Source organism: Ensifer sp. GW101-20A05, assembly GCF_059424735.1.
Window position 1 is genome coordinate 185,106 of record NZ_JBWKZT010000004.1, and the last position, 24,597, is coordinate 209,702.

At 62.7% G+C, this 24,597-nt stretch carries 21 protein-coding genes; 14 read left to right on the top strand and 7 right to left on the bottom strand.

The features are described 5' to 3' along the window. Window positions 1-217: 217 nt before the first annotated feature. A complete protein-coding gene (locus AC070A_RS12795) occupies window positions 218-1,492 on the top strand; it encodes a DUF3422 family protein (protein ID WP_093232007.1) in 1,275 nt (424 codons plus the stop codon). Between the two features lie 70 nt (window positions 1,493-1,562). Here the strand turns inward: AC070A_RS12795 and AC070A_RS12800 are convergent, their stop codons facing one another. Beyond that, the gene (locus AC070A_RS12800) at window positions 1,563-2,459 is read right to left on the bottom strand and encodes a LysR family transcriptional regulator (RefSeq protein WP_058320452.1); all 897 of its coding nucleotides are present in this window, start codon (window positions 2,457-2,459) and stop codon (window positions 1,563-1,565) included. 106 nt (window positions 2,460-2,565) lie between these two features. Between AC070A_RS12800 and AC070A_RS12805 the strand changes: the two genes are divergently transcribed. The 4 genes from AC070A_RS12805 to glcF all read left to right on the top strand — a co-directional run bounded on the left by AC070A_RS12805 (window position 2,566) and on the right by glcF (window position 7,037). Further along, on the top strand, window positions 2,566-4,005 hold the full coding sequence (locus tag AC070A_RS12805) for an FAD-linked oxidase C-terminal domain-containing protein (RefSeq protein ID WP_057250902.1): 1,440 nt from the start codon (window positions 2,566-2,568) through the stop codon (window positions 4,003-4,005). Further along, a complete protein-coding gene (glcE, locus tag AC070A_RS12810) occupies window positions 4,002-5,213 on the top strand; it encodes a glycolate oxidase subunit GlcE (protein ID WP_112994561.1) in 1,212 nt (403 codons plus the stop codon). The genes AC070A_RS12805 and glcE overlap by 4 nt, the downstream gene beginning before the upstream one ends. Before the next feature lie 29 nt (window positions 5,214-5,242). Continuing rightward, window positions 5,243-5,623, top strand: a complete 381-nt coding sequence (locus tag AC070A_RS12815; protein ID WP_057250898.1) for a DUF4870 family protein — start codon at window positions 5,243-5,245, stop codon at window positions 5,621-5,623. Window positions 5,624-5,741: 118 nt separating this feature from the next. Further along, a complete protein-coding gene (gene glcF / locus AC070A_RS12820) occupies window positions 5,742-7,037 on the top strand; it encodes a glycolate oxidase subunit GlcF (protein WP_112994560.1) in 1,296 nt (431 codons plus the stop codon). Window positions 7,038-7,101: 64 nt separating this feature from the next. Here the strand turns inward: glcF and AC070A_RS12825 are convergent, their stop codons facing one another. Together AC070A_RS12825 and AC070A_RS12830 are read right to left on the bottom strand one after the other, a co-directional pair. After that, complete coding sequence (locus AC070A_RS12825; protein WP_093232011.1) at window positions 7,102-7,797, bottom strand: L,D-transpeptidase; 696 nt, start codon at window positions 7,795-7,797, stop codon at window positions 7,102-7,104. Between the two features lie 180 nt (window positions 7,798-7,977). Continuing rightward, complete coding sequence (locus AC070A_RS12830; protein WP_112994559.1) at window positions 7,978-8,748, bottom strand: L,D-transpeptidase; 771 nt, start codon at window positions 8,746-8,748, stop codon at window positions 7,978-7,980. A 254-nt stretch (window positions 8,749-9,002) separates the two neighbouring features. Here AC070A_RS12830 and AC070A_RS12835 point away from each other — a divergent pair, with 254 nt between their 5' ends. Then, window positions 9,003-9,647, top strand: a complete 645-nt coding sequence (locus tag AC070A_RS12835; RefSeq protein WP_112994558.1) for a DNA-3-methyladenine glycosylase I — start codon at window positions 9,003-9,005, stop codon at window positions 9,645-9,647. 130 nt (window positions 9,648-9,777) lie between these two features. On the opposite strand, the gene AC070A_RS12840 is transcribed toward AC070A_RS12835, so the two are convergent. After that, window positions 9,778-10,206, bottom strand: coding sequence for a hypothetical protein (locus AC070A_RS12840; protein WP_112994597.1), 429 nt, complete (start codon window positions 10,204-10,206; stop codon window positions 9,778-9,780). A gap of 430 nt (window positions 10,207-10,636) precedes the next feature. On the opposite strand from AC070A_RS12840, the gene hisS reads away from it, so the two are divergent. From hisS to AC070A_RS12870, 6 genes are all read left to right on the top strand, one after another. Continuing rightward, complete coding sequence (gene hisS, locus AC070A_RS12845) at window positions 10,637-12,148, top strand: histidine--tRNA ligase (RefSeq protein WP_112994557.1); 1,512 nt, start codon at window positions 10,637-10,639, stop codon at window positions 12,146-12,148. A gap of 5 nt (window positions 12,149-12,153) precedes the next feature. Continuing rightward, window positions 12,154-13,296: an ATP phosphoribosyltransferase regulatory subunit gene (locus tag AC070A_RS12850; protein ID WP_113736752.1), complete on the top strand. Its 1,143-nt coding sequence runs from the start codon at window positions 12,154-12,156 to the stop codon at window positions 13,294-13,296. Further along, window positions 13,293-13,988 (top strand): ATP phosphoribosyltransferase, encoded by a 696-nt coding sequence (gene hisG, locus AC070A_RS12855; RefSeq protein WP_112994556.1) that lies wholly within the window; start codon window positions 13,293-13,295, stop codon window positions 13,986-13,988. Before AC070A_RS12850 ends, hisG begins: the two co-directional genes overlap by 4 nt. A 150-nt stretch (window positions 13,989-14,138) precedes the next feature. Then, the gene (locus tag AC070A_RS12860) at window positions 14,139-14,846 is read left to right on the top strand and encodes a glutathione binding-like protein (RefSeq protein WP_112994555.1); all 708 of its coding nucleotides are present in this window, start codon (window positions 14,139-14,141) and stop codon (window positions 14,844-14,846) included. 89 nt (window positions 14,847-14,935) lie between these two features. After that, window positions 14,936-16,159: an NAD(P)/FAD-dependent oxidoreductase gene (locus tag AC070A_RS12865; protein ID WP_112994554.1), complete on the top strand. Its 1,224-nt coding sequence runs from the start codon at window positions 14,936-14,938 to the stop codon at window positions 16,157-16,159. Between the two features lie 214 nt (window positions 16,160-16,373). Continuing rightward, window positions 16,374-19,172, top strand: a complete 2,799-nt coding sequence (locus AC070A_RS12870; protein WP_492384497.1) for a bifunctional diguanylate cyclase/phosphodiesterase — start codon at window positions 16,374-16,376, stop codon at window positions 19,170-19,172. A gap of 81 nt (window positions 19,173-19,253) precedes the next feature. Here AC070A_RS12870 and AC070A_RS12875 read toward each other — a convergent pair whose 3' ends face one another. The 3 genes from AC070A_RS12875 to groES form a co-directional block, all read right to left on the bottom strand. Further along, window positions 19,254-19,703: a hypothetical protein gene (locus AC070A_RS12875; RefSeq protein WP_112994552.1), complete on the bottom strand. Its 450-nt coding sequence runs from the start codon at window positions 19,701-19,703 to the stop codon at window positions 19,254-19,256. Between the two features lie 527 nt (window positions 19,704-20,230). Beyond that, window positions 20,231-21,871: a chaperonin GroEL gene (gene groL, locus AC070A_RS12880; RefSeq protein WP_057250876.1), complete on the bottom strand. Its 1,641-nt coding sequence runs from the start codon at window positions 21,869-21,871 to the stop codon at window positions 20,231-20,233. 62 nt (window positions 21,872-21,933) lie between these two features. Then, window positions 21,934-22,230 (bottom strand): co-chaperone GroES, encoded by a 297-nt coding sequence (gene groES / locus AC070A_RS12885; RefSeq protein WP_004675403.1) that lies wholly within the window; start codon window positions 22,228-22,230, stop codon window positions 21,934-21,936. 434 nt (window positions 22,231-22,664) lie between these two features. Between groES and AC070A_RS12890 the strand changes: the two genes are divergently transcribed. Further along, window positions 22,665-23,513, top strand: coding sequence for a TIGR01459 family HAD-type hydrolase (locus AC070A_RS12890; protein WP_057250874.1), 849 nt, complete (start codon window positions 22,665-22,667; stop codon window positions 23,511-23,513). 13 nt (window positions 23,514-23,526) lie between these two features. Beyond that, window positions 23,527-24,513, top strand: coding sequence for a bifunctional riboflavin kinase/FAD synthetase (locus AC070A_RS12895; RefSeq protein WP_058325440.1), 987 nt, complete (start codon window positions 23,527-23,529; stop codon window positions 24,511-24,513). The last annotated feature ends 84 nt before the right edge of the window (window positions 24,514-24,597 follow it).

Consider the following 24,597-nt stretch of genomic DNA (forward strand, 5'->3'; position numbering starts at 1 on the left):
ATTCTGATAGGTTAGGGCGGAAAGGGACGGCAAGTCGCGAGGGCTCCCCCATCCCGCTCTGGGCCGCAATTTAGGCAGCCGGCGGCAAGTGGTCAATTTGCTTGTCCACTTTGTGCGGCTGACAAAAGTCAAACTGCGGCAATGCGTCCTTTTTCTTTTGCTCGTTCGATTGATAAGAGAGTCGTGATGAACGCGTGAGGGGGGACAAGAGCGCTTCATGGCAAAGGGTAGTTTTGCATTTCCGGTGGCGCCGATGCGCGCCTTGGCCTTGGGCGAGGTTCATTCGCGCCCCTATGCGCTGGTCACCACGCCGCGGGTGATCTTTCAGCTCGCCTTCCTGACGGATGGCGGCTCGATCGTCGATCATGCCGTGTTGTCGGAGCTGTCGCGCGCACGCGGCATCGCACCGCCGGGGCGGGACGCGAACCATCATGCGATGCCCTGGGGGCAGGGCACGCTGCGCTGGGAGCGTCACACCGAATTCTCCACCTACTTCTGGGATGCGCCACCGCCGGAGCGGTTCGGCGGCGAGGTGCCGATCCATCCCTTCGGCGACGGCTTTTCGCCGCCGGGCTCGCTGATCTCGGGTATCCGCCTGGAGATCCGGCCGGACACGCCCGAAACCCGTGACGCGATCGGGCTCTTCGATCCGACGAGCCTCTGCTACAGCGAAACCAAGAACGGCCAGGCGGTAATCGTCACCGACTTCCGCCAGAACGGCGACGGCCTGACCCAGATACTGGTTATCGACCGTGGCATGACCGAGGCAGGCACCGGCGCGCTCATTCAGCGCCTGCTCGATATCGAGACCTACCGGACACTGGCGATGATGGGCCTGCCGCTCGCCCAGTCGCTGTCGCCGGAGATCCGCCGGACCGAGGATGGCTTGACCGGAATCACCCAACGCATGAAGGAAAATGTGCGCGAGGAGGCCGACGACATGCTGGCCGAGATCACCCGGCTTGCCGCCGACCTCGAGGCGGGTGCCGCGCTCAGCCTCTATCGCTTCGGCGCCAGCCGCGCCTATTACGGCATCGTGCAGGAGCGCATTCGCACGCTCTCCGAGACGCCGCTTCCGGGCTACGAGACCATCGGCACCTTCCTCGAACGACGCCTCGCGCCGGCGATGCGCACCTGCCAGTCGGTCGAGGAGCGCCAGGCCAACCTGTCGCGGAAGCTCGCCCGCGCCACCGCTCTTCTCAGAAGCTGGGTCGATGTCGAGCTCGAACGGCAGAACAGTGCGCTTTTGAACTCGATGGACCGGCGCGCCAAGCTGCAGCTACGCCTGCAGCAGACCGTCGAAGGCCTGTCGGTCGCCGCCATTTCCTACTACGTCGTTGGCCTGTTCGGCTATCTCGCCAAGGCCGTCAGCCACGAGCTGCCGATCGATCCGGGCCTCTTGACTGGCCTTGCCGTTCCCTTCGCCGTTGCCGGCGTCTGGCTGATCGTGCGCCGCATCCGCCGCCATCACGAGGAAGGTGAGCACAAGTAAGCAATTCCAGCAAAAGTGTGCAGCGGTTTTGCGTTCGGAATTGCGAAAAACAAATAGCCCGTCTTGGAAACTACTGTTCCCAGTAGGGGATCGGCCCGTAAAGCCCGGCCAGGTAGTCGATGAAAAGGCGCACCTTGGCCGGCAGGAACTGGCGGCTCGGATAGACGGCCGAGAGGGTCAGTTGCTTGGAGCCTTCCCATTGCGGCAGCACCTGTACCAGCTGGCCGCTGCGCAATTCCGGGCCGATATCCCAGGTGGAGCGCAGCGCAATCCCCGCGCCGGCGATGACGGCGGCGCGCACGATCTCGGAGGAATTGGTCACGAGCGGCCCCTCCGGGTGCCAGACCAGCGCGCCTTCCGGCCCTTCAAGCTTCCAGTTGTCGTTGTTGTGCGCCGGCAGGCAGAGATGGTCTGCGAGGTCGCCAATTTCCGTCGGCGCACCATTGCGGGCAATGTATTCCGGCGAGGCGCAGAGCAGCCGGCGGACGGGCGCAAGTTTCCGTGCGACCAGGGACGAATCCACCAATTCGCCGATCCTGACCGCCATGTCGAAGCCGTCCGCGACGATATCCGTGAATTCGTCCGTCAGCACGATGTGCAGTTTCAGGTCCGGATGGTCCTTCATGAACTTCGTCAGGTGCGGCGCGATGTGCATCCGGCCGAAGGAGGTGGGCGCTGAGATTCTGAGCACGCCGAGCGCATGCGACGAGCGTCCGGAGGCATAGGCCTCGGCCTCCTCGATGCCCGAGAGAATGCCGAGTACGCGATCGTAGAACCCCTGGCCGGCTTCGGTCAGAGAGATCTGGCGTGTCGTGCGCTGCAGAAGCCGCGTTCCGAGGCGATCTTCGAGCCTCTTGATGCGCTTGGAGATCACAGCTGGGGAAAACCCCAGCGCCCGCCCCGCTGCCGACATACTGCCGGTGGAAACGACCCGTGCAAAAATCTCAAGATCGCCTAAATTCGTCATCAATCGTTGCCATTGTTTCCAAAACGGAAAAGCTCAATAGCATTTGCAGGGACTCTAGCCTAGTGGTAAAGAAAATAGACCAATTTACATGCGGCGGGAGAAACTGATGGCGGAGACGATCGGTTTTCTGCAACCGAAACAGGCTGTTATCGCCCGGCGCCGCGAGATCGTCGCCGACCTCGCCGACCTGTTGCCCGAGGGCTGCCTGATCAGCGACGAGCGCGGGCTGAAGCCCTTCGAGACAGATGCCTTTATCGCCTATCGTCGCATGCCGCTTGCCGTCGCGCTGCCGGAGACGACCGAGCAGGTCGCAGCCCTTCTCAAATATTGCAGCCGCTATGGCATCCCGGTCGTGCCGCGCGGCGCCGGAACCTCGCTTTCGGGCGGTGCCATCCCGCAGGAGGATGCGGTCGTCATCGGCCTTTCGAAGATGTCGCGCATACTCGATATCGACCTCTTCAATCGCGCCGCGACGGTTCAGGCAGGCGTCACCAATCTCAATATTTCCGAGGCGGTTTCCGCCGACGGTTTCTTCTATGCGCCGGACCCGAGTTCGCAGCTTGCCTGCACGATCGGCGGTAACATCGGCATGAATTCCGGCGGCGCCCATTGCCTGAAATATGGCGTTACCACCAACAATCTGCTCGGCGTGAAGATGGTGCTGTTCGATGGCACGGTTATCGAGCTCGGCGGCAAGGCGCTGGATTCGGTGGGCTACGATCTGCTCGGCCTCGTCTGCGGTTCCGAGGGGCAGCTCGGCATCGTCACCGAAGCGACGGTGCGGTTGATCGCCAAGCCGGAGGGTGCCCGTCCCGTGCTCTTCGGCTTTGCCTCTTCCGAAGCGGCCGGCGCTTGCGTCGCCGATGTCATCGGCTCCGGTATCATCCCCGTCGCGATCGAGTTCATGGACAAGCCGGCGATCGAGATCTGCGAAGCCTTCGCCCATGCCGGCTATCCGCTCGATGTCGAAGCGCTGTTGATCGTCGAAGTCGAAGGCTCCGAGCCGGAAATGGATGCGACGCTTGCCGGTATCGTTGCGGTCGCGCGCCGTCATGGGGTGGCGACGATCAAAGAGTGCCAGTCGGCCATGGAAGCGGCTGCGATCTGGAAAGGCCGGAAATCCGCCTTCGGCGCCACCGGCCGCATCGCCGATTATATCTGCATGGACGGTACGGTGCCGCTCAGCCAGCTTTCGCATGTGCTGCGTCGCACCGGTGAGATCGTTGCGAGCTACGGCCTGCGTGTCGCCAATGTCTTCCACGCCGGCGACGGCAACATGCATCCGCTGATCCTCTACAACATCAACGACCCGGAGGATGCGGCGCGCGCCGAAGCCGCCGGCAACGATATCCTCAAGCTCTGTGTTGACGCCGGCGGTTGCCTGACGGGCGAGCACGGCGTGGGCATCGAAAAGCGGGACCTCATGCTACACCAGTACAACCGGATCGACCTCGACCAGCAGATGGCGGCGCGGGCCGCCTTCGATCCGCAATGGATCCTGAACCCGTCCAAGGTCTTCCCGCTCGAAGGGCGTCCCGCCGCATGATCGTGCATTTCGAACCGGCAAGCGAAGAGGGGATAGCGACCGTCGTTCGCGCGATGGCGGCCGATAGGGCTTCGCTCGCGTTGATCGGCGGCAACACGCGCGCGGGTCTTGGCAATCCCGTGCGTGCCGACCGGGTACTGTCGACGCGCCGCTTGTCCGGCATCGTCAGCTACAATCCGGCCGAGATGACGATCACCGCGCTTTCGGGGACGCCGCTGCGCGCGATCGAAGAGGCACTGGCGGACAACCGGCAGATGCTAGCCTTCGAACCGATGGACCATCGGCCGATTTTCGCCTCGTCGGGAGAGCCGACGATCGGCGGGGTCTTTGCCGCCAACGCCTCCGGCCCCCGGCGCTATGTCGCCGGTGCCGCCCGCGACAGCCTGCTCGGCGTTCGCTTCGTCAACGGTGAGGGGGAGGCAATCAAGGCCGGCGGACGGGTGATGAAGAACGTCACCGGCCTGGATCTGGTCAAGCTTTTGGCCGGCTCGCACGGCACGCTCGGCATCCTCACCGAAGTCACCTTCCGCGTCCTGCCGTTGCCGCCGGCGTCCGAGACCATTGTGGCTTCCGGGCTCAACGATGCCGAAGCCGCGGCGGTCATGGCCGAGGCGATGGCGCAGACGGTGGAAGTTTCGGGTGCCGCACATCTGCCGGAAAGCGTGCGCGGGCGGTTCCTGGATGGCGGGCTTCCGGACGGCGCCGCGACGGTACTGCGGCTCGAAGGACTGGAGGCATCGGTTGCGCTCCGGGCTGAAAAACTGACGAATGCGGTCGGTCGCTTCGGCGCGGTGACCCGGCTCGATGCTATCAGGACATCGAGGCTCTGGGCCGAGATCCGCGACGTCAAACCCTATGCCGACGGCACCAGGAAGCCGCTCTGGCGCGTCTCCGTCGCTCCATCGCTCGGCCATCAATTGGTGGCGGCGCTCAGGCTGCAGACCGGCGTCGATGCCTTCTATGACTGGCAGGGCGGTCTCGTCTGGCTGCGCATGGAGGCCGACCCCGAAGCGGAACTCGTGCGCCGCTATATCAAGGTTCTCGGTGGCGGACATGCAACGCTGGTCAGGGCCGAAGAAGGTTATCGTGCCGCCATTCCATCGTTTGAACCACAACCCTTGGCCGTGGCACAATTGAGCGAGCGCGTCCGCGCGAAGTTCGACCCGCACCGGATCTTCAATCCGGGCCGCATGGCTGCGGTCTCCTGAGGCGACGGCGGTGAACATGGGAGGAGTTGATGAGCGATAATGGTCCGCAGACACCGTTTTCCCGCGAGACTGATCGCTGGCTGGAGCCGGGCAAGATCAATGTCCAGGTGATCTATGTCCTTTATCTCGTGGGCTTTGCGGTGGGGATCACTCCGATCATCGGCGTGGTGATGGCCTATCTCAATCGCGGCAAGGGTGCGCCGTGGGTCCAGACGCACTATGAATGGGCGATCCGGACCTTTTGGATCGCCCTGTTGTTCGGCGTAATATCGTTGCTGCTGACGGTGCTGTTGATCGGCGTTCTCGGTTTCATCGCCACCGCCGTCTGGATCGTCGTGCGCTGCGTCGTCGGCCTGCAACGGGCCGCGCGCCAGGAGCCGATCACCAATCCCGAAAGCTGGATGGTGTAGACCACGGCGCAAACCCTGAAACCGGGTCCGGTCGAAGGATGCTGAAATGAGAATGCCGCGGTGACCGAAGCACGTCGCAAGTGCCCGTTACCGCGGAACCGGAAAGTGGAGTTCGCGTTTGCAGACCAATTTTACCCCCGCGCAGCTTGCCGACCCGCATGTGGCCGAATCCGAGGCCATCCTGCGCAAATGCGTGCACTGCGGCTTCTGCACCGCCACCTGTCCGACCTATGTGACGCTCGGCGACGAACTCGATAGTCCGCGCGGGCGCATCTATCTCATCAAGGACATGCTGGAAAACGGCAGGGCGGCCGACAAGGAAACGGTCACCCACATTGACCGCTGTCTCTCCTGTCTCGCCTGCGCAACCACCTGTCCCTCCGGCGTCGACTACATGCATCTGGTCGACCATGCGCGCGTCCACATCGAAAACACCTATCGGCGCCCGTTTAGGGATAGATTGGCGCGTTCCGTGCTGGCGGCGGTGCTGCCCTATCCCGCGCGCTTCCGCCTGTCGCTGAAGGCGGTCGGCCTTGCCCGGCCCTTCGCAGGGATGATGAAGCGCATGCCGTTGCTGAAGACCTTCGGCGTCATGCTCGATCTCGCGCCAAGCGCCGTGCCGCAGCCCTCCACTTCCGCCGTGCCCGGCGTCCACACGGCGCAGGGAAAACGTGTCGGTCGTGTCGCGCTCCTGTCCGGATGCGCGCAGCCGGTGCTAAAGCCGGAGATCAACGAGGCGACGATCCGTCTTTTGACGCGCTTTGGTGTCGAGGTGGTTGTTTCGGCCGGCGAAGGCTGTTGCGGCGCCCTGGTGCACCACATGGGCCGCGAGAACCAGGCGCTTGAGGCGGCGCGCCGCAACGTCGACGCCTGGCTGAAGGTCGCAGACGAGGGCGGGCTCGATGCCATCGTCATCACCGCTTCGGGCTGCGGAACGACGATCAAGGACTACGGCCACATGCTGCGGCTCGATCCTGAGTATGCAGAAAAGGCGGCACGTGTCTCGGCGCTGGCAAAAGACATCACCGAGTACCTGTCTACGCTAGACCTGCCGGAACAGGATGCGAGGGGCATGACGCTTGCCTATCATTCCGCCTGCTCCATGCAGCATGGCCAGAAGATCACCGTGGCGCCGAAGCAGCTTTTGAAGCGTGCTGGCTTCGTCGTCCGCGATCCGGCCGAAGGCCACCTCTGCTGCGGTTCGGCCGGCACCTACAACATCCTGCAGCCGGAAATCTCGGCGAAGCTGAAGGCGCGCAAGGTCAAGAACATCGAGGCGACCAAACCGGATGCGATCGCCACCGGCAATATCGGCTGCATCACCCAGATCGCCAGCGGCACTGCGATCCCCATCCTGCATACGGTCGAACTGCTCGACTGGGCCTATGGTGGAGCAAAGCCCAGGGGGCTCTGATGGACAGGCAAAAGGCCGGCTCCGTGAGGAACCGGCCTTTCAAACTGTGCATGGTCGATGACCGTCAGCCGCCGAAGATCTGGCGGAAGATGTCGACGCCGCGATCGTCGAAATAGGTGTCGCCGGCTTTGCTGCCGGGGCCGATGACGATGACCTTGGTGCCGATGTCGGCCCGGTCGTAGAGGTGTTCCACGTCGTCGTTCATCATGCGGATGCATCCGGATGACATGTTCTGGCCGATGGTCCAGGGCTGGTTGGTGCCATGGATCCGGAAGATCGTGTCGCGGCCGCCCTTGTAGAGATACATGGCGCGGGCGCCGAGCGGGTTGTCGATGCCGCCTTCCTGGGTGACCGGCAGGATGCGGCCCTTGGCAGCCTCGCGCTGGCGCATCTCCGCCGGCGGTGTCCAGGTCGGCCATTCGGCCTTGCGGCCAACCTTCACGACACCCGACCAGCCGAAGCCGTCGCGGCCGACACCGATGCCGTAGCGCGTCGCGCGGTTCGGGCCGTCGATGTAGTAAAGATACTTGTTGTTGGTATCGACGATGATCGTGCCGGGGGCTTCGTCGGTGCGGAAGCGAACCTTGGTGCGCCAGTATTGCTTTGCCGGCTTCTTCGGCGTGGCCACGAGTACAACGTCTGATGATTTGACCTTAGGGCCTGTGGCCGGCGTCGGCGTGAAAGCCGAGGCGCTGGCGGCGGCAAGAATAGTGCTGGTCGCGATGGCGATCGCGACCACTTTGCTGGCATGACGCTTCATATACGATTCCCTCTAACCCTCGTTGCAGGCAGGCTAAGCAAAATGCGCCGAAGTTCAAGCCTGCCATACAGCCGGCGGACCGCCGAACTTATATCTGTTCATGCTGCTGTTGCCTGAAAATCACGCATAGGCAATAGCAAAACGTGCGAGGGGGAGGGAATATTCTATGCTATGCTCTAATTATATGACGATAACCTTCGTGCCCACCTTCACGCGCTCGTAAAGGTCGACGACGTCTTCATTGCGCATGCGGATGCAGCCGGAGGAAACGGCATAGCCGATCGTCCAGGGCGCATTGGTGCCGTGGATTCGATAGAGCGTCGAGCCGAGATACATGGCGCGTGCGCCAAGCGGGTTTTCCGGGCCGCCGTCCATGCGAGCCGGCAGGTAGTGGCCCTTGGCGGCTTCGCGGCTGATCATCTCCTGCGGCGGCGTCCAGCTCGGCCACTCCGCCTTGCGGGTGACCTTGTGGGCGCCTGCCCATTCGAAGCCCGGCTTGCCGACGCCGACGCCATAGCGCCGTGCCTCCCCGTTGCTGGTCACCAGATAGAGAAAGCGGTTGTTCGTATCGATGACGATCGTGCCCGGCTTTTCCTTGCTCTCATAGGCGACCGTCTGCGGCAGGTATTGCGGGTCGAATTTCGACTTGACCGGCCGCTGGGCGCGCATGGCGTTGGCCGGCTGGATCAGCGGGTTGATGGCGCGGCGCTTGACCTGCGGCTGCGCGACCTGTCCCTGATAATACTGTTTTCGGGTGGCTGCCGGAATCTGCTGCCGGTAGATGACCTGCCGCGTGCGGGCCTGCTGCCCGCCGAGCTGCATTACCCAGGGGGCGGTGAGGTCGGGGCTGACGACCACCGGAGGCCGGTTCTGATACCGATCCTGCGCCACGGCGGGAGCGGCGACGAGGGTCAGCAGGGAGACTGCTAAAAGAAGGGATTTTTTCAACATCGGACGGACTCGCTACCTTTCGCCGAAATTCATCAAGGGGGCGCAGACAGCCGAAGAACCGGACGCTCGAGCGGGGGAGTATGCGCCTTGGCAATGGCGCGATCGTGTCACCGGGGGGCCACCGAATGGTAAACGGCGCTTCATTAAAAGGCGAAGGCGCCGATAAAGCTTTGGGTAGGGTTATCCGCCGCTTTAGGAATCTGGTTTGCAAATGGTAAAGGCAGGGAAATGAACGGGATGGAGCGAGGAAAGCGATGACGGTCAAGGGCATAGTGATCGGCGAGGACGGACTTCAGCGCTGCGCCTGGCAGGGCAATCTCGACGACTACCGTCGCTATCATGACGACGAATGGGGCCGTCCGGTCACCGACGATCGCCGCCTGTTCGAGAAGATCTGCCTCGAAGGGTTCCAGTCCGGCCTGTCATGGCTGACGATCCTGCGCAAGCGCGAGGCATTCCGTGCCGCCTTTGCCGGCTTCGATTTCGACAAGGTCGCGATGTTCGATGAGACCGATATCGAGCGCTGCCTTGCCGATACCGGCATCGTGCGCCATCGCGGCAAGATCGTCTCGACCATCAACAATGCCCGTCGCGCCCAGGAACTCAGGCAGGAATTCGGTTCGCTCGCGGGCTATTTCTGGTCATACGAGCCGCAGGCAGCCGAGCGCCCGAAACTGGTGACCTACGAGGCGATCGTCGCCAACCCGACGACCCCGACCTCGATGCGGATTTCCAAGGACCTGAAGAAGCGCGGCTGGACCTTCGTCGGCCCGACGACGATTTACGCCTTCATGCAGGCCATGGGTCTCGTCAACGATCACATCGAAGGCTGCCATTGCCGCGTGGTTGTCGAGGAACTGCGTGGCAAGCTCGCAAGACCCAGGGCTCGCGTGGCCTGATTGGCGCGCCCGTCATCAGTTTGGGGGTGGGAGTTTCCCGGTGAAGGCTTTGCTTGAGGGAGCGCCATCGAGGCGCCTCATAGAGCTGCTTCAACCCAGGGAATAGTGTCCGCGGTTTCAAGCTTTGCGCTCAAGCGCAGAGCATCACGCGCTCGCGCGGAAAGGCAAAGATGCCTTGCAGCAGGTCCTCGCCGCTTGGCGTATCGAGCACGGACCGACCGACGCAGAAGAGCTGCGCCGCTTGCGAGGTCGGCGCGCGCACCGTGGCGGTAAAGCAGAACGAGGATGACGAAGCGGTCGCCTGTTCGAGTATGTTGAGCACGGTTGGGCGTTCCTTGCGGTCATAGGCGCGCACCAGATCGATGATGCCACAGGAAGGAGCGGAGATGCCGAGCAAGGCGGCGGTCTGTTGGCCGAGCTGGAAAATGCCGGTCGCGAGATCGCAGCGCCAGGCTTCCATGATGTAGGTCCCCTCGTCGAGGCCCCGCATCCAATTGTGATGTGCGCCCAGATGTCCGGGCCGGATCGCCCCGCAGCCAGGTGTCATGAATCTCAACATGATGCCCATCCCTCTCTTCGCGCCGACCGCGAGACGTCTCCGCAGAAATCCGCCATTCCCGATGAAATGGTTCGCCGTTCCATTTTGCCGTTGGGGTATTGGGTCCGATGCTCTCATTGCATCCGGAATGACCTGCGGGTAAATGCTCCGGACCGAAATTAGCCGATGATCTTCATGATCGAAACGTCGGCGATCGATCGGGTGATAAACTTTTAGTGATTGTTGGCGATTTAATGCGCCTTATGGTTGAAGTCAACCCGATCCGATCGATAGGTCGAGACAGCCGGCTCCAGCTTCGTCTCGCGCCGAGTACCCCGCATCGCTTGCTACGACCGGCGCAACGCGCGCTTTGCGCGGTGCAAACCCTTGCCGCCCCCCACTTGATCCGATAGGGAAAGCAGCCAACACGCTGACAGTCCGGAATGCTCCCATGACCGAGAAACAGAAGAAACCGCAGAAGCTCAAGGCGCGCCTGCCGCGCGGCTTTGTCGATCGCTCCGCCGCCGATATCCGTGCGACCGACGAAATGATCGGCAAGATCCGGGCGGTCTACGAGCATTATGGATTCGATCCGGTCGAAACGCCGCTGTTCGAATATACCGACGCGCTCGGCAAGTTCCTGCCCGACAGCGACCGGCCGAACGAGGGCGTCTTCTCGCTGACGGACGACGACGACCAGTGGATGTCGCTGCGCTACGACCTGACGGCGCCGCTCGCCCGTCACGTTGCCGAAAACTTCAATGAGATCCAGCTTCCGTTCCGCACCTACCGTGCCGGCTACGTCTTCCGCAATGAGAAGCCGGGCCCGGGCCGCTTCCGCCAGTTCATGCAGTTCGACGCCGATACCGTCGGTGCCGCCGGCGTCCAGGCGGATGCCGAAATGTGCATGATGATGGCCGACACCATGGAAGCCCTCGGCATCGCGCGCGGCGACTACGTGATCCGCGTCAATAACCGCAAGGTGCTCGATGGCGTCATGGAGGCGATCGGTCTCGGCGGTGACGACAAGGCGAACGCGCGCCTGACGGTTCTTCGCGCTATCGACAAGCTCGACAAGTTCGGTCCCGAAGGCGTGCGGCTCCTGCTCGGCGAAGGCCGCAAGGATGAGAGCGGCGACTTCACCAAGGGCGCGGGCCTCAACGGCGAACAGATCGACAAGGTGCTCTTCTTCGTCGGCATCAAGGACTACGCCGAAAGCGCTGCCGAGCTCGCGGCCCTCGTTGCGGGAACGTCGAAGGGCGGCGAAGGCGTCGAAGAACTGAACACCATCCGCAGTCTGGTGCTGAGCGTCGGCTACGAGGCTGACCGCATCAAGATCGACCCCTCGGTCGTGCGTGGTCTTGAATACTATACCGGCCCGGTTTTCGAGGCCGAGTTGCAGTTTGCCGTCACCAACGAGAAGGGCGAGAAGGTCGTCTTCGGTTCGGTTGGCGGTGGCGGCCGCTATGATGGCCTCGTCTCGCGCTTCATGGGCCAGCCGGTGCCGGCCACCGGTTTCTCGATCGGCGTTTCCCGTCTGATGACGGCGCTCAAGAACCTCGGCAAGCTCGGCGCGTCGGAAGTGCTCGCCCCGGTCGTCGTCTGTGTCATGGACCGCGACATCGAGAGCATGGGCCACTACCAGCGCTTCGTGCAGCAGCTGCGCCATGCCGGCATCCGCGCCGAAATGTATCAGGGCAACAAGAAGAATTTTGGCGATCAGCTGAAATATGCCGACCGCCGCGGCTCGCCGCTGGCGATCATCCAGGGTGGCGACGAACGCGCCGCGGGTCTCGTGCAGATCAAGGACCTGATCGAGGGCAAGCGCCTGTCGGGCGAGATCGAGGACAATGCGGCCTGGCGCGAGGCGCGCGTGGCCCAGGTTTCCGTGCCTGTGGCCGAGCTGGTCGAAAAGGTACGCGAAATGCTGGCGGCGCAGGCCGAGGATCGGGCAAGGGGCTGACGATCATGGCCCTCATCAATCTGCCTGCCTTCGCCGACGATCTGCTTGCCGACTTCGAAAGCCTCGGCACGCTGCGTGTCGACACACCGGTGATCCAGCCGGCCGAACCCTTCCTCGCCATGGCCGGCGAGGATCTGCGCCGCCGTATCTTCATGACCGAGAGCGAGACCGGCGAGAGCCTCTGCCTGCGCCCGGAATTCACCATTCCCGTCTGCCTGCGCCACATCGAGACGGTGACCGGCACGCCGAAGCGCTACGCCTATCTCGGCGAGGTCTTCCGCCAGCGCCGCGAGGGCGGCAACGACTTTTACCAGGCCGGCATCGAGGATCTCGGCGATACGGATATCGCCACAGCCGATGCCCGCATTGTCGGTGACGCGATGCGTGTCGTTGCCAACCGCTTGCCGGGCCGGGGTCTCAACGTGACGCTCGGTGACCAGGCGGTGTTCGAAGCCGTCGTCGGCGCCTGCGGCCTGCCGGCCGGCTGGCAGAAGCGGCTGATCCATGCCTTTGGCGACCAGAAGCACCTGCAGAAGCTGCTCACCGAACTCGCTCATCCGCGGACGGTCGGTGTCTTCGGTCCCGAGGTCGTGCGCCTGTCGATGGACGGATTGCTTGAGGATGAAGCCCGCCTCATCGCCCATATCGCCGAAACGATGGAATCGACCGGCTACTCCACCAATGCCAGCCGCTCGCCGCAGGACATCGCCCGGCGGCTGAAGGAAAAGATGGAGCTGGCGAACACGCAGCTCGATCGCAAGACGCTGGACCAGGTTGGCGCGTTCCTGGCGCTCGACGTTCCGCTCGCCGATGCTCCGGCGGCACTCTTCGCCTTCGCGCAGAAGTCCGGCCTCAAGCTCGATGAGGCGCTCGCCCGCTTCGATGCCCGTGTCGCAGCACTTTCCGCGGCCGGTGCCGACATCGGCGCGATCCGCTACCGCGCGGCCTTCGGTCGTCCGCTCGACTATTACACAGGCCTCGTCTTCGAGGTCGAAGTCGCCGGCATTCAGGCAGTTCTGGCCGGCGGAGGTCGCTTTGACCGGCTGTTGACGCTGCTCGGCGCCCGCGAACACATTCCCGCCGTCGGTTTCTCGCTCTGGCTCGACCGCATCGAAAAGGCGATTACCTCCCAGGGAGGCGTTCAATGACCATCACCATCGCGCTGCCGTCCAAAGGCCGGATGAAGGATGACGCCTCGGCGATCTTCGAACGGGCCGGAATGAAGATCGTCGCCGTCGGCAACGATCGCTCCTATCGCGGCCGGGTCGAAGGTTCTGATGATGTGGAGATCGCGTTCCTGTCGGCCTCCGAGATCTCGCGGGAACTCGGCAACGGCTCGATCGATTTCGGCGTCACCGGCGAAGACCTGGTGCGCGAGGGGCTCGCCAATGCCGATGCCCGCGTCGAGTTCTGCGCCCGTCTCGGCTTCGGTCATGCCGATGTCGTCGTCGCAGTGCCGGAGATCTGGTACGACGTCGACACCATGGCCGATCTCGGCGACGTTGCCGCCGACTTTCGTGCCCGCCATGGCCGCCGCCTGGCGATCGCGACCAAGTACTGGCGGCTGACGCAGAACCATTTCTCGGGAAGCCACGGCATCCAGCTCTATCGCATCGTTGAAAGCCTCGGTGCGACCGAAGGCGCGCCGGCGTCCGGCTCGGCCGACATCATCGTCGATATCACCTCGACCGGCTCGACGCTGAAGGCGAACCATCTGAAGATCCTGACGGACGGCGTGATCCTGCGTTCCGAGGCCTGCCTGGTGCGGGCGCGTAAATCGGCGCATGACGGCGATCCGGTCGTGGCACGGGTTATTGCGGCGGTTCGCGGCGTGCTTTGACGCTGCGAACGGGGCAGGGCGGAGCCTTCGGCTATCTCGCTGGCCTCGCGGACTGCAAAAATTAAAGTAGGGCCCTCACAAAGCGCGCCCTCCGCTCCTATGTAAGGCGTGCAGACGGCGCCCTTGCCGCTTCGTTTCCAGGAGACCTTCATGGCCGATCTTTCCGCCTTTCCGATCACCAAGCGCTGGCCGGCGAATAACCCGGATATTATCCAACTTTATTCGCTGCCGACTCCAAACGGCGTGAAGGTCTCGATCGCACTCGAAGAGCTGGGTCTCGCCTACGAGCCTCACAGGGTCGCCTTCGATGCCAACGAGCAGAAATCGCCGGAGTTCGTCTCGCTCAATCCGAATGGCCGCATCCCGGCGATCATCGATCCCAATGGCCCGGATGGAAAGCCGATCGGTCTCTTCGAGTCCGGCGCGATCCTCATCTATCTGGCGGAAAAGACCGGCAAGCTGCTGCCGGCCGACGCGGCCGCTCGCTACCAGACGATCAGCTGGGTGATGTTCCAGATGGGCGGCATTGGCCCGATGCTCGGTCAGTTCGGCCATTTCTTCAAGTTCGCTGCCGACAAGGTTGCCAACAATTCCTATCCCGTCGAGCGCTACCGTGACGAAGCGAAGCGCCTTCTCGGTGTGCTGGAAGCGCGTCTTGAGGGGCGGCAATGGCTGATGGATGACGATTACACGATCGCCGACATCGCCACCTACCCCTGGGTCGAAGGCGCTCGCAGGTTCTATGGCGGCGCCGAGGTCCTGGATTACAAGAGCTTCCCGAACGTGATGGCCTGGGTCGAGCGCGGTCTGTCGCGCCCGGCGGCTCTAAAGGGCATGGAAGTGCCGCGCAAGGAATAGCATTCACGACAGCCCTGTGCCTGAGTTGACGAAGCTCGGGCGCAAGGCTAGGCCTTGCTGTACAGACGAATAAGAAGCAGGTGAGAAGCGTGTCGGGAAGGCTTGTAGTTGTCGGTGGCGGTCAGGCCGCCTTTGCCCTGGTTGCCAAGCTGCGTGCCCTCAAGGACGAGCGGCCGATCACCATCGTCGCCTCCGAAGCGAGCCTGCCCTATCAACGCCCACCGCTTTCCAAGAAATACCTGTTGCGCGAGATGAGCCTCGACCGGCTGCTCTATCGGCCGGAGGCCTGGTACGGCGAGCACAATGTCGACATACGGCTCGAGACGACCGTGACCGGCCTTGACCGTGCGGGCAAGCGCGTGACGCTCAGCGACGGGACCTCGCTCGAATACGAGGTGCTCGCCTTTGCGACCGGCGCTACGCCGCGCCGGTTGCCGGCTTCCGTCGGCGGGGATCTCGAGGGCGTGTTCGTCGTGCGCGACTTCCGGGATGCGGATCGCCTTGCCGAGGAAATGAAGCCCGGCCGTCGCGCCCTGGTCGTCGGCGGCGGTTACATCGGCCTTGAAGCGGCGGCGGTCGCCCGGACCTGCGGGCTCGAGGTCACGGTCATCGAGATGGCCGACCGCATCCTGCAGCGCGTTGCCTCGTCGGCGACATCCGGCCTGGTGCGCGATATTCACCACGCCCGCGGCGTCGATATCCGCGAGGGGACCGGCCTCAATCGTCTCATCGGCGAAAGCGGCCGGGTGACCGCAGCGGAACTTTCCGATGGGTCGAGATTGCCGGTCGACGTCGTCATTGTCGGGATCGGTGTCACCGCCAATGACCGCCTGGCGCATGATGCCGGCCTCGAAACCGCCGGCGGCATCGTCGTCGATGCCTTCGGACGGACTGCCGACCCGGCGATTTTCGCTATGGGCGATTGTGCCGTGCTTCCCTGGGAGGACCTGCGCATCCGGCTGGAATCGGTACAGAACGCCGTCGAGCAGGCCGAGGCCGTTGCGGCAATCCTCGCCGGTAGCGAACACCCCTACGAACCCAAACCCTGGTTCTGGTCCGACCAGTACGACGTCAAGCTGCAGATCGCCGGCTTTGGACTCGGTCATGACGAAACCATCGTCAGGCCCGGTCAGCGCGAGGGCAGTGTGTCCGTCTGGTACTTTAGGCAGGGACGCTTCGTGGCGGTCGATGCGATCAATGACGCCAAGGCCTATGTGACGGGCAAGAAGCTGCTTGAAACCGGCATCAATCCCGACCGGGCCGTCATTGCCGATCCGCAATCGGACCTCAAGGCGCTGCTATCCCAGCCCTGAGCGGCAGACCACGCCTAGCCGCGCTTTCCACCTGCTGCAACTTGCAGGCGGTCCGATTTCAATTTTCGTTAACGACGAAACGACTGTTTGGCCACGCAACTGTGGGCCGGAGCGACGATTTATCATTTCCTTAAATCACCTGACGTCAACACAGGCCGCTTAACTGGAGGCGAAAGGTCTCGTTTCCCGGCGGTTGTTGATTTAGGCGATTGCGATGTTCAAGGTTCTTACATGCCTCGTGGTGGAGCATAATCCGAAGCTGGTCGCGTTGGCGGCGCTCATATGCTTCCTGTCCAGCTACGGCGCGGTGGCGCTGTTGCAGCGCGCGCGTGGATCTTCCGGCAAGGCGCGGACGATCTGGGCGGTGGCTGCAGGCATTGCCAGCGGCTTCGGCATCTGGGCCACCCACTTCATCGCCATGCTTGCCTACGACCCCGGGGTCGTCCTTGGCTACCAGATGGATCTGACGGCCCTGTCGTTGGCCGTTGCGATCGTGCTGACCACGACAGCGCTGCTGATCGCGACCTGCGTGCAGGATCGGCTGGCCTGGATTGCCGGCGGCCTGGTGCTCGGCGCCGGCGTTGCCTGCATGCATTTCCTCGGCATGGCGGCCCTCGATGTTCCCGGCAACCTGCGCTGGGACGCCACGCTCGTTGTCGCGTCGATCGTGCTCGGCTCGCTGTTCGATATCGGCGCACTCGGCACGATTGCCCGTATGGGCAAGCCGCTGAAGGCGAAGATCATCGCGACGCTCCTGATGACGCTCGGCATCGTCGCACTGCACTTCACCGCCATGGGCGCTGTGACGATCGAAGTCGGTCTCATCACCCCAACCTATGAAGGCATGATCCAGCCGCATCTGCTCGCCTTCGTCATTGCCGGAACCGCCTTCTTCCTTCTGTCCCTGGTGCTGGTTGCCGCCGGCTTTGCCCATCATGCCGAGCTCTCCGCCGCCGCAACCGAACGGGAGTTCACGCGCTTCGTCCGCAGCGTGAAGGACTACGCGATCTACATGCTCGACGTCGATGGCCGCGTGGCGAGCTGGAATGCCGGCGCCGAGGCCAACAAGGGTTATGCCGCCGAGGAAATCATCGGCAAGAATTTCGCCTGCTTCTATTCGGACGACGATCAGCGCGATGGCCTGCCGCGCCGCGCGCTTGAGGTTGCCATGGTCGAGGGCAAGTTTGAGAACGAGGGTTGGCGCTATCGCAAGGACGGCTCTCGCTTCTGGGCGCATGTGGTGATCGATCCGTTCCTGGACGAGGAGGGCAAGCACGCCGGCTTCATCAAGATCGTCAAGGACACCACCAAGGCGAAGGCCGATGCCGATCGCATCGCCGAGGTCAGCAACAACCTCGATGTCGCGCTCGAGAACATGTCGCAGGGTATCTGCCTGTTCGATAGCGATGACCGGCTGCTCCTGTCGAACCGACGCTGCCGCGAGATCTTCGGCTTCTCCGAGACGCTTGCCGGCAAAGGCCTGACCTTCCGCGAGATCGTCGAGATCGTCTTCGCCCGCATTTACGCCGAGCCCGAAATTGCGCGAGCCAAGGCCGAGGAACTCTATCAGAAACACCGGATCGAAATGGTCGGCAAGGGCGGTGGCGATATCGTCGAGAAGCTCGCCAACGGCCGCTCGATCCTGACCAAGCACCGCACGCTGCCCGATGGTGGCTGGGTCAGCACCTATGAAGACATTACCGAGCGCCTGGATACCGAGGAACAGATCACCTTCCTTGCGCGTCACGACAGCCTGACGGGCCTGCCGAACCGGTTGCAGTTCAGCAGCTACCTCGAAGAGGAACTGGATGCGGCCGCCTGGTTCAACCGCAAGGTTGCCGTCATCGGCATCGACCTCAACAAATTCAAGGAAGTCAACGACCTGCACGGTCATGCCGCCGGCGATTTCGTACTGGTGACGATTGCCCAGCGCGTGAAGGGCCTGTTGCAGGAAGGCGAGTTCGTGGCGCGCCTCGGCGGCGACGAGTTCGCTGCGGTGAAACGCTTCGAGGAACTGGCCGAACTCAACGACTTCCTGCGGCGGATCGAGAAGAGCCTGCACGAGGAAATGCGCTTCGGCGATTTCGAGCTGAAGTCCGGCGGCAGCATGGGCGTCGCCATCTACCCGCAGGATGCGGAAACGGCCGATACGCTGATCAACAATGCCGATCTCGCGATGTACAGGGCGAAGGCTGCGCTCAACCAGACCGTCTGCTTCTACGAGGTTTCGATGGGCGAGGCTGCCCGCCAGCGGCGTGCACTTGCCAACGATCTCTGGGATTCCGTCGACAAGAAGCAGCTTGCTCTGCACTACCAGGTGCAGAAGTCGGTGATGACCGGCGTCGTCATCGGCTACGAGGTGCTCCTGCGCTGGCATCATCCCGAACGCGGCATGGTGCCGCCCAGCGAATTCATTCCACTCGCCGAAGAGTGCGGTGCAATCCTGCCGATCGGCGAATGGGTGCTGCGCGAAGCCTGCCGCGAGGCGGCTGGCTGGGAGAGCAACCACAAGATCGCCGTCAACCTGTCGCCGGTCCAGCTCGCCAATGGCGATATCGTCAGCCTGGTGCAGGACGTGCTTGCCGAGACCGGGCTCAATCCGAACCGGTTGGAGCTTGAGATCACGGAGTCGACGATCATCGACGACAAGGAGCGCGCGCTGCTGACCCTGCGTCAGATCAAGGAACTCGGCGTAACGATCGCGATCGACGATTTCGGCACCGGGTACTCGTCGCTTGAAACGCTCCGCTCCTTCCCCTTCGACAAGATCAAGCTCGACAAGAGCTTCATGTGGGAAGTGGAGGGCAGCCCGCAGGCCAAGGCGATCGTCCGCGCCATCCTGGCGCTCGGACAGAGCCTGTCGGTGCCGGTCCTTGCCGAGGGCGTCGAGACGCAGACGCAGCTCGATATCCTGCAGGCGGAAGGCTGCGACGAGGCACAGGGCTATCTGCTCGGCCGGCCGGCCCCGATAACGCTCCTCTTCAGCGGCGACGAAGAGGCGGCCGCCGCCTGATCGGCGGACGTCATCATCGCGAGGGTCGCGTCCATGGCGAGCGCCTTGTCTGCGCGAACTGTCGGCCGGGTCAGGCTTGCGCTATTGCCGCAGCAACGTCCGGCCGGCGCCTTCCACCAGGAAGCGCGGGAAGAAGAAGACACCCGTTATCGTGCCGGAATAGCGCTGTTCGAGGCCTGAGGATTCGCCGATGCAGAACAGCGGCTGTTTCTGGCCGTGCTCTTCGAGTGCGATCGTCGTCGAAAAACAGAAGGATGAGCAGCTTGTCGCCGCCTGCTCGAAAAGCTCGAGCACGTGGTTGCGGTCGGCTGGGTCGTAGCAGCGCACGAAGTTGAGCAGGCCGCATTCGCCGTCGCGCAGGCCATGGATGGCGGCAGCTTTCTCGCCAAGCCGGAACAGCCCCGTGGACAAGTCGCCCGACCAGCCTTCCGCCGCACAGAACTGTTGCAGGAACTCGTGATGTGGCAGGTCGAGGTGCGGCTGTCCCGGAGTGCCGAGGGGAACGGAATTTGCTCTCGTGATCTTGAACACGGTCTACCCCAGCAGCATTCCTGGACATCGTCTTCGACGCCCCAGGAAACACGTCCTATTGTGCAAATTCCGCCCAACCATGAACCAATGCAAGAGTACACGCCACCTCCTGCGGCGTTTGTTCAACTCGAAAGGTCGCGAGATAGTAATGAAGCTCGCCTTCGAAGTAATTTCGTCGGGGAGGTCGGCTCAATTTGCGATTAAATACTTATATGCTTTTCGTGATATTCTCGAAGAGGTCTCGGATGTTCGGTTAGTGCGAAAAAGCTTTGGCGATTGTTCGCCCGCTTGAGTTCGCTACCCGATCTCCCATGAATCTCCGCCCACTTGGGGCGCTGTTATAGTTCGTTTTTTTTCGACTTCAACGGTTTTTTGAAGCCGGACTACAACCGGCGGGATTTTTCTGCGGAGAGATTGGCGGGGGCTCGCCCAGCCGCGAACGGCATTGATAAAAAACGAGAAAGGGCGACCCGAGGGCCGCCCTTCCGATCCGGATGGATCGCTAATGCGAAAAGGCTATCGCCTTATCACATCATGTCCATGCCGCCCATGCCGCCCATGCCGCCCGGCATGCCAGCAGGTGCATCCTTCTTCGGCAGTTCGGCGATCATGGCTTCCGTCGTGACGAGGAGGCCGGCAACCGAGGCTGCGTCCTGAAGGGCGGTGCGAACGACCTTGACCGGGTCGATGATGCCCATGGCGATCATGTCGCCATATTCGCCGGTCTGGGCGTTGTAGCCGAAGTTGTCCTGGTCCTTGTCGAGGATCTTGCCGACAACGATCGAAGCTTCGTCACCAGCGTTCTCTGCGATCTGGCGGGCCGGAGCCTGCAGAGCGCGACGAACGATGTTGATGCCGGCTTCCTGGTCGTCGTTGGCACCCTTGACGGTGATCTTGACGGAAGAACGCAGCAGGGCAACGCCGCCGCCCGGTACGATGCCTTCCTGAACAGCAGCGCGCGTCGCGTTGAGAGCGTCGTCGATGCGGTCCTTCTTTTCCTTCACTTCGACTTCCGTCGAGCCGCCAACGCGGATCACGGCAACGCCGCCAGCGAGCTTGGCAAGACGTTCCTGCAGCTTTTCGCGGTCGTAGTCGGAGGTGGTTTCTTCGATCTGGGCCTTGATCTGGGCAACGCGGCCTTCGATGTCGGCCTTCTGGCCGGCGCCGTCGACGATCGTCGTGTTTTCCTTGGAGATCGAAACCTTCTTCGCACGGCCGAGCATGTCGAGCGTGACGTTTTCGAGCTTGATGCCGAGGTCTTCGGAGATCACGGTGCCGCCCGTCAGGATGGCGATGTCTTCGAGCATGGCCTTGCGGCGATCGCCGAAGCCCGGAGCCTTGACGGCAGCGATCTTCAGGCCGCCACGCAGCTTGTTGACGACGAGCGTTGCAAGAGCTTCGCCTTCGACGTCTTCAGCGATGATCAGGAGCGGCTTGCCGGTCTGAACGACGGCTTCGAGAACCGGGAGCATGGCCTGGAGGTTCGAGAGCTTCTTCTCGTGGAGGAGAACGAAGACGTCGTCGAGGTCAGCGACCATCTTTTCCGGGTTGGTGACGAAGTAGGGGCTGAGGTAGCCGCGGTCGAACTGCATGCCTTCGACGACTTCGAGTTCGGTTTCGGCGGTCTTGGCTTCTTCAACCGTGATGACGCCTTCGTTGCCGACCTTCTGCATCGCTTCAGCAATGTCGAGGCCGATCTGACGCTCGCCGTTTGCCGAGATCGTGCCGACCTGTGCGACTTCTTCCGAAGTGTTGATCTTCTTGGCCTTGGCCTGGAGATCCTTGACGACTTCGGTGACAGCGAGGTCGATACCACGCTTCAGGTCCATCGGGTTCATGCCGGCTGCAACAGCCTTGGCGCCTTCGCGAACGATCGCCTGGGCAAGAACGGTTGCAGTCGTGGTGCCGTCGCCAGCGATGTCGTTGGTCTTCGAAGCAACTTCGCGGACCATCTGGGCGCCCATGTTTTCGAACTTGTCTTCGAGTTCGATTTCCTTGGCAACCGATACGCCGTCCTTGGTGATGCGCGGAGCGCCGAAGGACTTGTCGATGATGACGTTACGACCCTTCGGGCCGAGCGTGACCTTTACCGCGTCAGCGAGGATGTCGACGCCACGCAGCATCTTTTCGCGCGCGGTGCGGCCGAACTTGATTTCTTTTGCAGCCATTAGAGAAAACTCCCGGGCTCATTGCCCATTGGTTGTCATAAAAAGGGGTGGACGACGGCTGATCAGCCGATGATGCCCATGATGTCGGCTTCCTTCATGATCAGAAGGTCTTCGCCGTTGATCTTGACTTCGGTGCCCGACCACTTGCCGAACAGAACGCGGTCGCCAGCCTTGACGTCGAGAGCAACAACCTTGCCGCTTTCGTCACGGGCGCCCGAACCGACGGCGACGATTTCGCCTTCCTGCGGCTTTTCCTTGGCGGTGTCCGGAATGATGATACCGCCCTTGGTCTTCTCTTCAGACTCGACGCGGCGAACGACGACGCGGTCGTGCAGCGGGCGGAAGTTGGTGCTTGCCATTAGTCTAATCCCTCGATCAAATGACATTACGGATCGCTGATCGACCCGATGGATGGGTGTTAGCACTCTCATTTATCGAGTGCTAGCGATGCCGAGATAAGCCTGGGTATGGGGTGAGTCAAGGATCGGCGCCTAGATTTTTTGCCGGCGGCAGTAGCCTTGGGCGAGCGCAGCAGGCGAGGGCGTAGGCAGCCTAGCCCCATTCTTGGCGAAATGTAGGCGATCGCGTCGACGAATGGCATTGGCGGGATTTTGACGGTTGATAACCGCTACAAAGTGCTTTGGCGAAGCGGGCGGCATCGGCAATGCACTTTTCTTTGACGCCCGACACCGCCGGAATCCTTGGGAGGGGGCGCCTTTTTCGGGCGCCGAGACTTGTAATCTCCTGCCTTCCTTGCCATGCAAGCCGGAAACCGTGTTTGCAGGAAGCCAGAATGGCCGCAAGGATCAACAGTTTTCGGGAAATCGCTGCGCGCTACGACGTGGTGCTGTGCGATGTCTGGGGCGTTCTTCATAACGGCGTGCAGGCCTTTGCCTCCGCTTGCGAGGCGTTGGCCGAGGCGCGTGCCGCCGGCCTGACTGTGGTGCTGATCACCAACTCGCCGCGTCCGCATCCGGGTGTGAAGATCCAGATCCGCGGTCTCGGCGTGCCGGACGAAGCCTACGACCGGATCGTGACCTCGGGCGATGTGACCCGCGCGCTGATCGCCGCCGCCGCCAAAAAGATCTTCTTCATCGGTGCCGAGCGCGACCTGCCGCTGCTCGAAGGCCTGGGAACGCAGATCGTTTCGTCGGAAGATGCTGAGACGGTCGTTTGTGCCGGCTTCTATGACGACGAAACCGAAACGCCGGAGCATTACCGCGCGACACTGACGGGGCTTGCCAAGCGCAAGATCCCGTTCATCTGTGCCAATCCGGATCTGGTGGTCGAGCGCGGCCACAGGCTGATCCCCTGTGCCGGCGCAATCGCCAAGCTCTATGAAGAGCTCGGTGGCGAGGCGCGCATTGCCGGCAAGCCCTATATCGCCATCTACCGTGCGGCGCTGACCGAGGCGAAGGCCGTTCGCGGCGCGCTTGACCTGTCGCGTGTCATCGCCGTTGGCGACGGCATGCCGACGGACGTCAAGGGTGCCCAGGATGCCGGCTTCGATCTGCTCTATATCAGTGCCGGTATCCACGCCCAGGAATACATGAACGAAAGCCGCACCGACGAGGCGAAGCTCGCCGCCTTCCTGAAGAAGGAAGGCGCGTCGCCGAAATATTGGATGCCGCGGCTCGCCTGACGGGAAGACGGAGATGACGGTTTTTCATCGCAACGAGACCCGTGATCCGCTTCCGCAGCATCTGCGCGGCGGCGTCGTCGCGATCGGTAACTTCGACGGCGTGCACCGTGGTCACCAGTCGGTGCTCAATCGGGCGCTGGAGGAGGCCAATGCGCGCGGTGTGCCGGCGCTCGTGCTGACCTTCGAGCCGCATCCGAGAACCGTGTTCCGTCCGGAAACCCCGGTCTTCCGACTGACGCCGGCACCGCTGAAGGCGCGCATTCTCGAAGGCATGGGTTTCGGCGCCGTCATCGAGTATCCGTTCGACCGCACCTTCTCGCAGCTTTCCGCATCGGATTTTATCCACCGTATCCTGCTCGAATGGCTGCACGCCTCGCATGTCGTCACCGGTTTCGATTTTCACTTCGGCAAGGGGCGCGAGGGCGGCCCCGCCTTCCTGATGGCGGCCGGCGGCGATAACGGATTTGGCGTGACGCTCGTCGATGCCTTCCGCGACGAAAACGCATCGGTCATCTCGTCCAGTTACGTGCGCTCGCTGCTTGGCGAAGGTGATGTCTCGCAAGCTGCCGGCATGCTCGGCTATCGCTATCTGGTCGAGGCGGAAGTGATCGGCGGCAAGAAGCTCGGCCGCGAACTCGGCTTTCCCACCGCCAATATGCGGCTTGCGCCCGAGGTGGAACTGAGGCCTGGCATATACGCCGTGCGTTTCCGCCGGGCCGACGGCTCGCTCTACGACGGCGTCGCGAGCTTCGGGCGCCGCCCGACAGTCGATAGCGACGGTGAGCCCTTGCTCGAAACCTTCGTCTTCGACTTTTCGGGCAATCTCTACGGCGAGATCTGTGCGGTCACCTTCTTCGGCCACCTGCGCGACGAGCTGAAATTCGACGGGCTCGATCCGCTGGTGGCGCAGATCCGCCAGGACGAGGCAGAGGCGCGGGCGTTGCTCTCCGGTGTGCAGCCGCTCGGCGACATCGACCGCAAGCTCAACTTCGCCCGATAAAAGATTTCGGCGTTGCTGTGGCGGCGGACCTTTTCAAAAGCCCGAAAACGCCTTAAACAACCGGCCACCATGACCCGGCACCGT

What these genes read in the sequence shown, in the direction of transcription:
- AC070A_RS12825 (WP_093232011.1), bottom strand. Translation starts at nt 7,797, where the DNA reads ATGAAGCGTCATGCCAGCAAAGTGGTCGCGATCGCCATCGCGACCAGC.
- AC070A_RS12795 (WP_093232007.1), top strand. Translation starts at nt 218, where the DNA reads ATGGCAAAGGGTAGTTTTGCATTTCCGGTGGCGCCGATGCGCGCCTTG.
- hisG (WP_112994556.1), top strand. Translation starts at nt 13,293, where the DNA reads ATGACCATCACCATCGCGCTGCCGTCCAAAGGCCGGATGAAGGATGAC.
- AC070A_RS12860 (WP_112994555.1), top strand. Translation starts at nt 14,139, where the DNA reads ATGGCCGATCTTTCCGCCTTTCCGATCACCAAGCGCTGGCCGGCGAAT.
- groES (WP_004675403.1), bottom strand. Translation starts at nt 22,230, where the DNA reads ATGGCAAGCACCAACTTCCGCCCGCTGCACGACCGCGTCGTCGTTCGC.
- hisS (WP_112994557.1), top strand. Translation starts at nt 10,637, where the DNA reads ATGACCGAGAAACAGAAGAAACCGCAGAAGCTCAAGGCGCGCCTGCCG.
- AC070A_RS12830 (WP_112994559.1), bottom strand. Translation starts at nt 8,748, where the DNA reads ATGTTGAAAAAATCCCTTCTTTTAGCAGTCTCCCTGCTGACCCTCGTC.
- AC070A_RS12800 (WP_058320452.1), bottom strand. Translation starts at nt 2,459, where the DNA reads ATGACGAATTTAGGCGATCTTGAGATTTTTGCACGGGTCGTTTCCACC.
- glcE (WP_112994561.1), top strand. Translation starts at nt 4,002, where the DNA reads ATGATCGTGCATTTCGAACCGGCAAGCGAAGAGGGGATAGCGACCGTC.
- AC070A_RS12835 (WP_112994558.1), top strand. Translation starts at nt 9,003, where the DNA reads ATGACGGTCAAGGGCATAGTGATCGGCGAGGACGGACTTCAGCGCTGC.
- AC070A_RS12890 (WP_057250874.1), top strand. Translation starts at nt 22,665, where the DNA reads ATGGCCGCAAGGATCAACAGTTTTCGGGAAATCGCTGCGCGCTACGAC.
- AC070A_RS12815 (WP_057250898.1), top strand. Translation starts at nt 5,243, where the DNA reads ATGAGCGATAATGGTCCGCAGACACCGTTTTCCCGCGAGACTGATCGC.
- AC070A_RS12850 (WP_113736752.1), top strand. Translation starts at nt 12,154, where the DNA reads ATGGCCCTCATCAATCTGCCTGCCTTCGCCGACGATCTGCTTGCCGAC.
- groL (WP_057250876.1), bottom strand. Translation starts at nt 21,871, where the DNA reads ATGGCTGCAAAAGAAATCAAGTTCGGCCGCACCGCGCGCGAAAAGATG.
- AC070A_RS12840 (WP_112994597.1), bottom strand. Translation starts at nt 10,206, where the DNA reads ATGTTGAGATTCATGACACCTGGCTGCGGGGCGATCCGGCCCGGACAT.
- AC070A_RS12895 (WP_058325440.1), top strand. Translation starts at nt 23,527, where the DNA reads ATGACGGTTTTTCATCGCAACGAGACCCGTGATCCGCTTCCGCAGCAT.
- AC070A_RS12805 (WP_057250902.1), top strand. Translation starts at nt 2,566, where the DNA reads ATGGCGGAGACGATCGGTTTTCTGCAACCGAAACAGGCTGTTATCGCC.
- AC070A_RS12870 (WP_492384497.1), top strand. Translation starts at nt 16,374, where the DNA reads ATGTTCAAGGTTCTTACATGCCTCGTGGTGGAGCATAATCCGAAGCTG.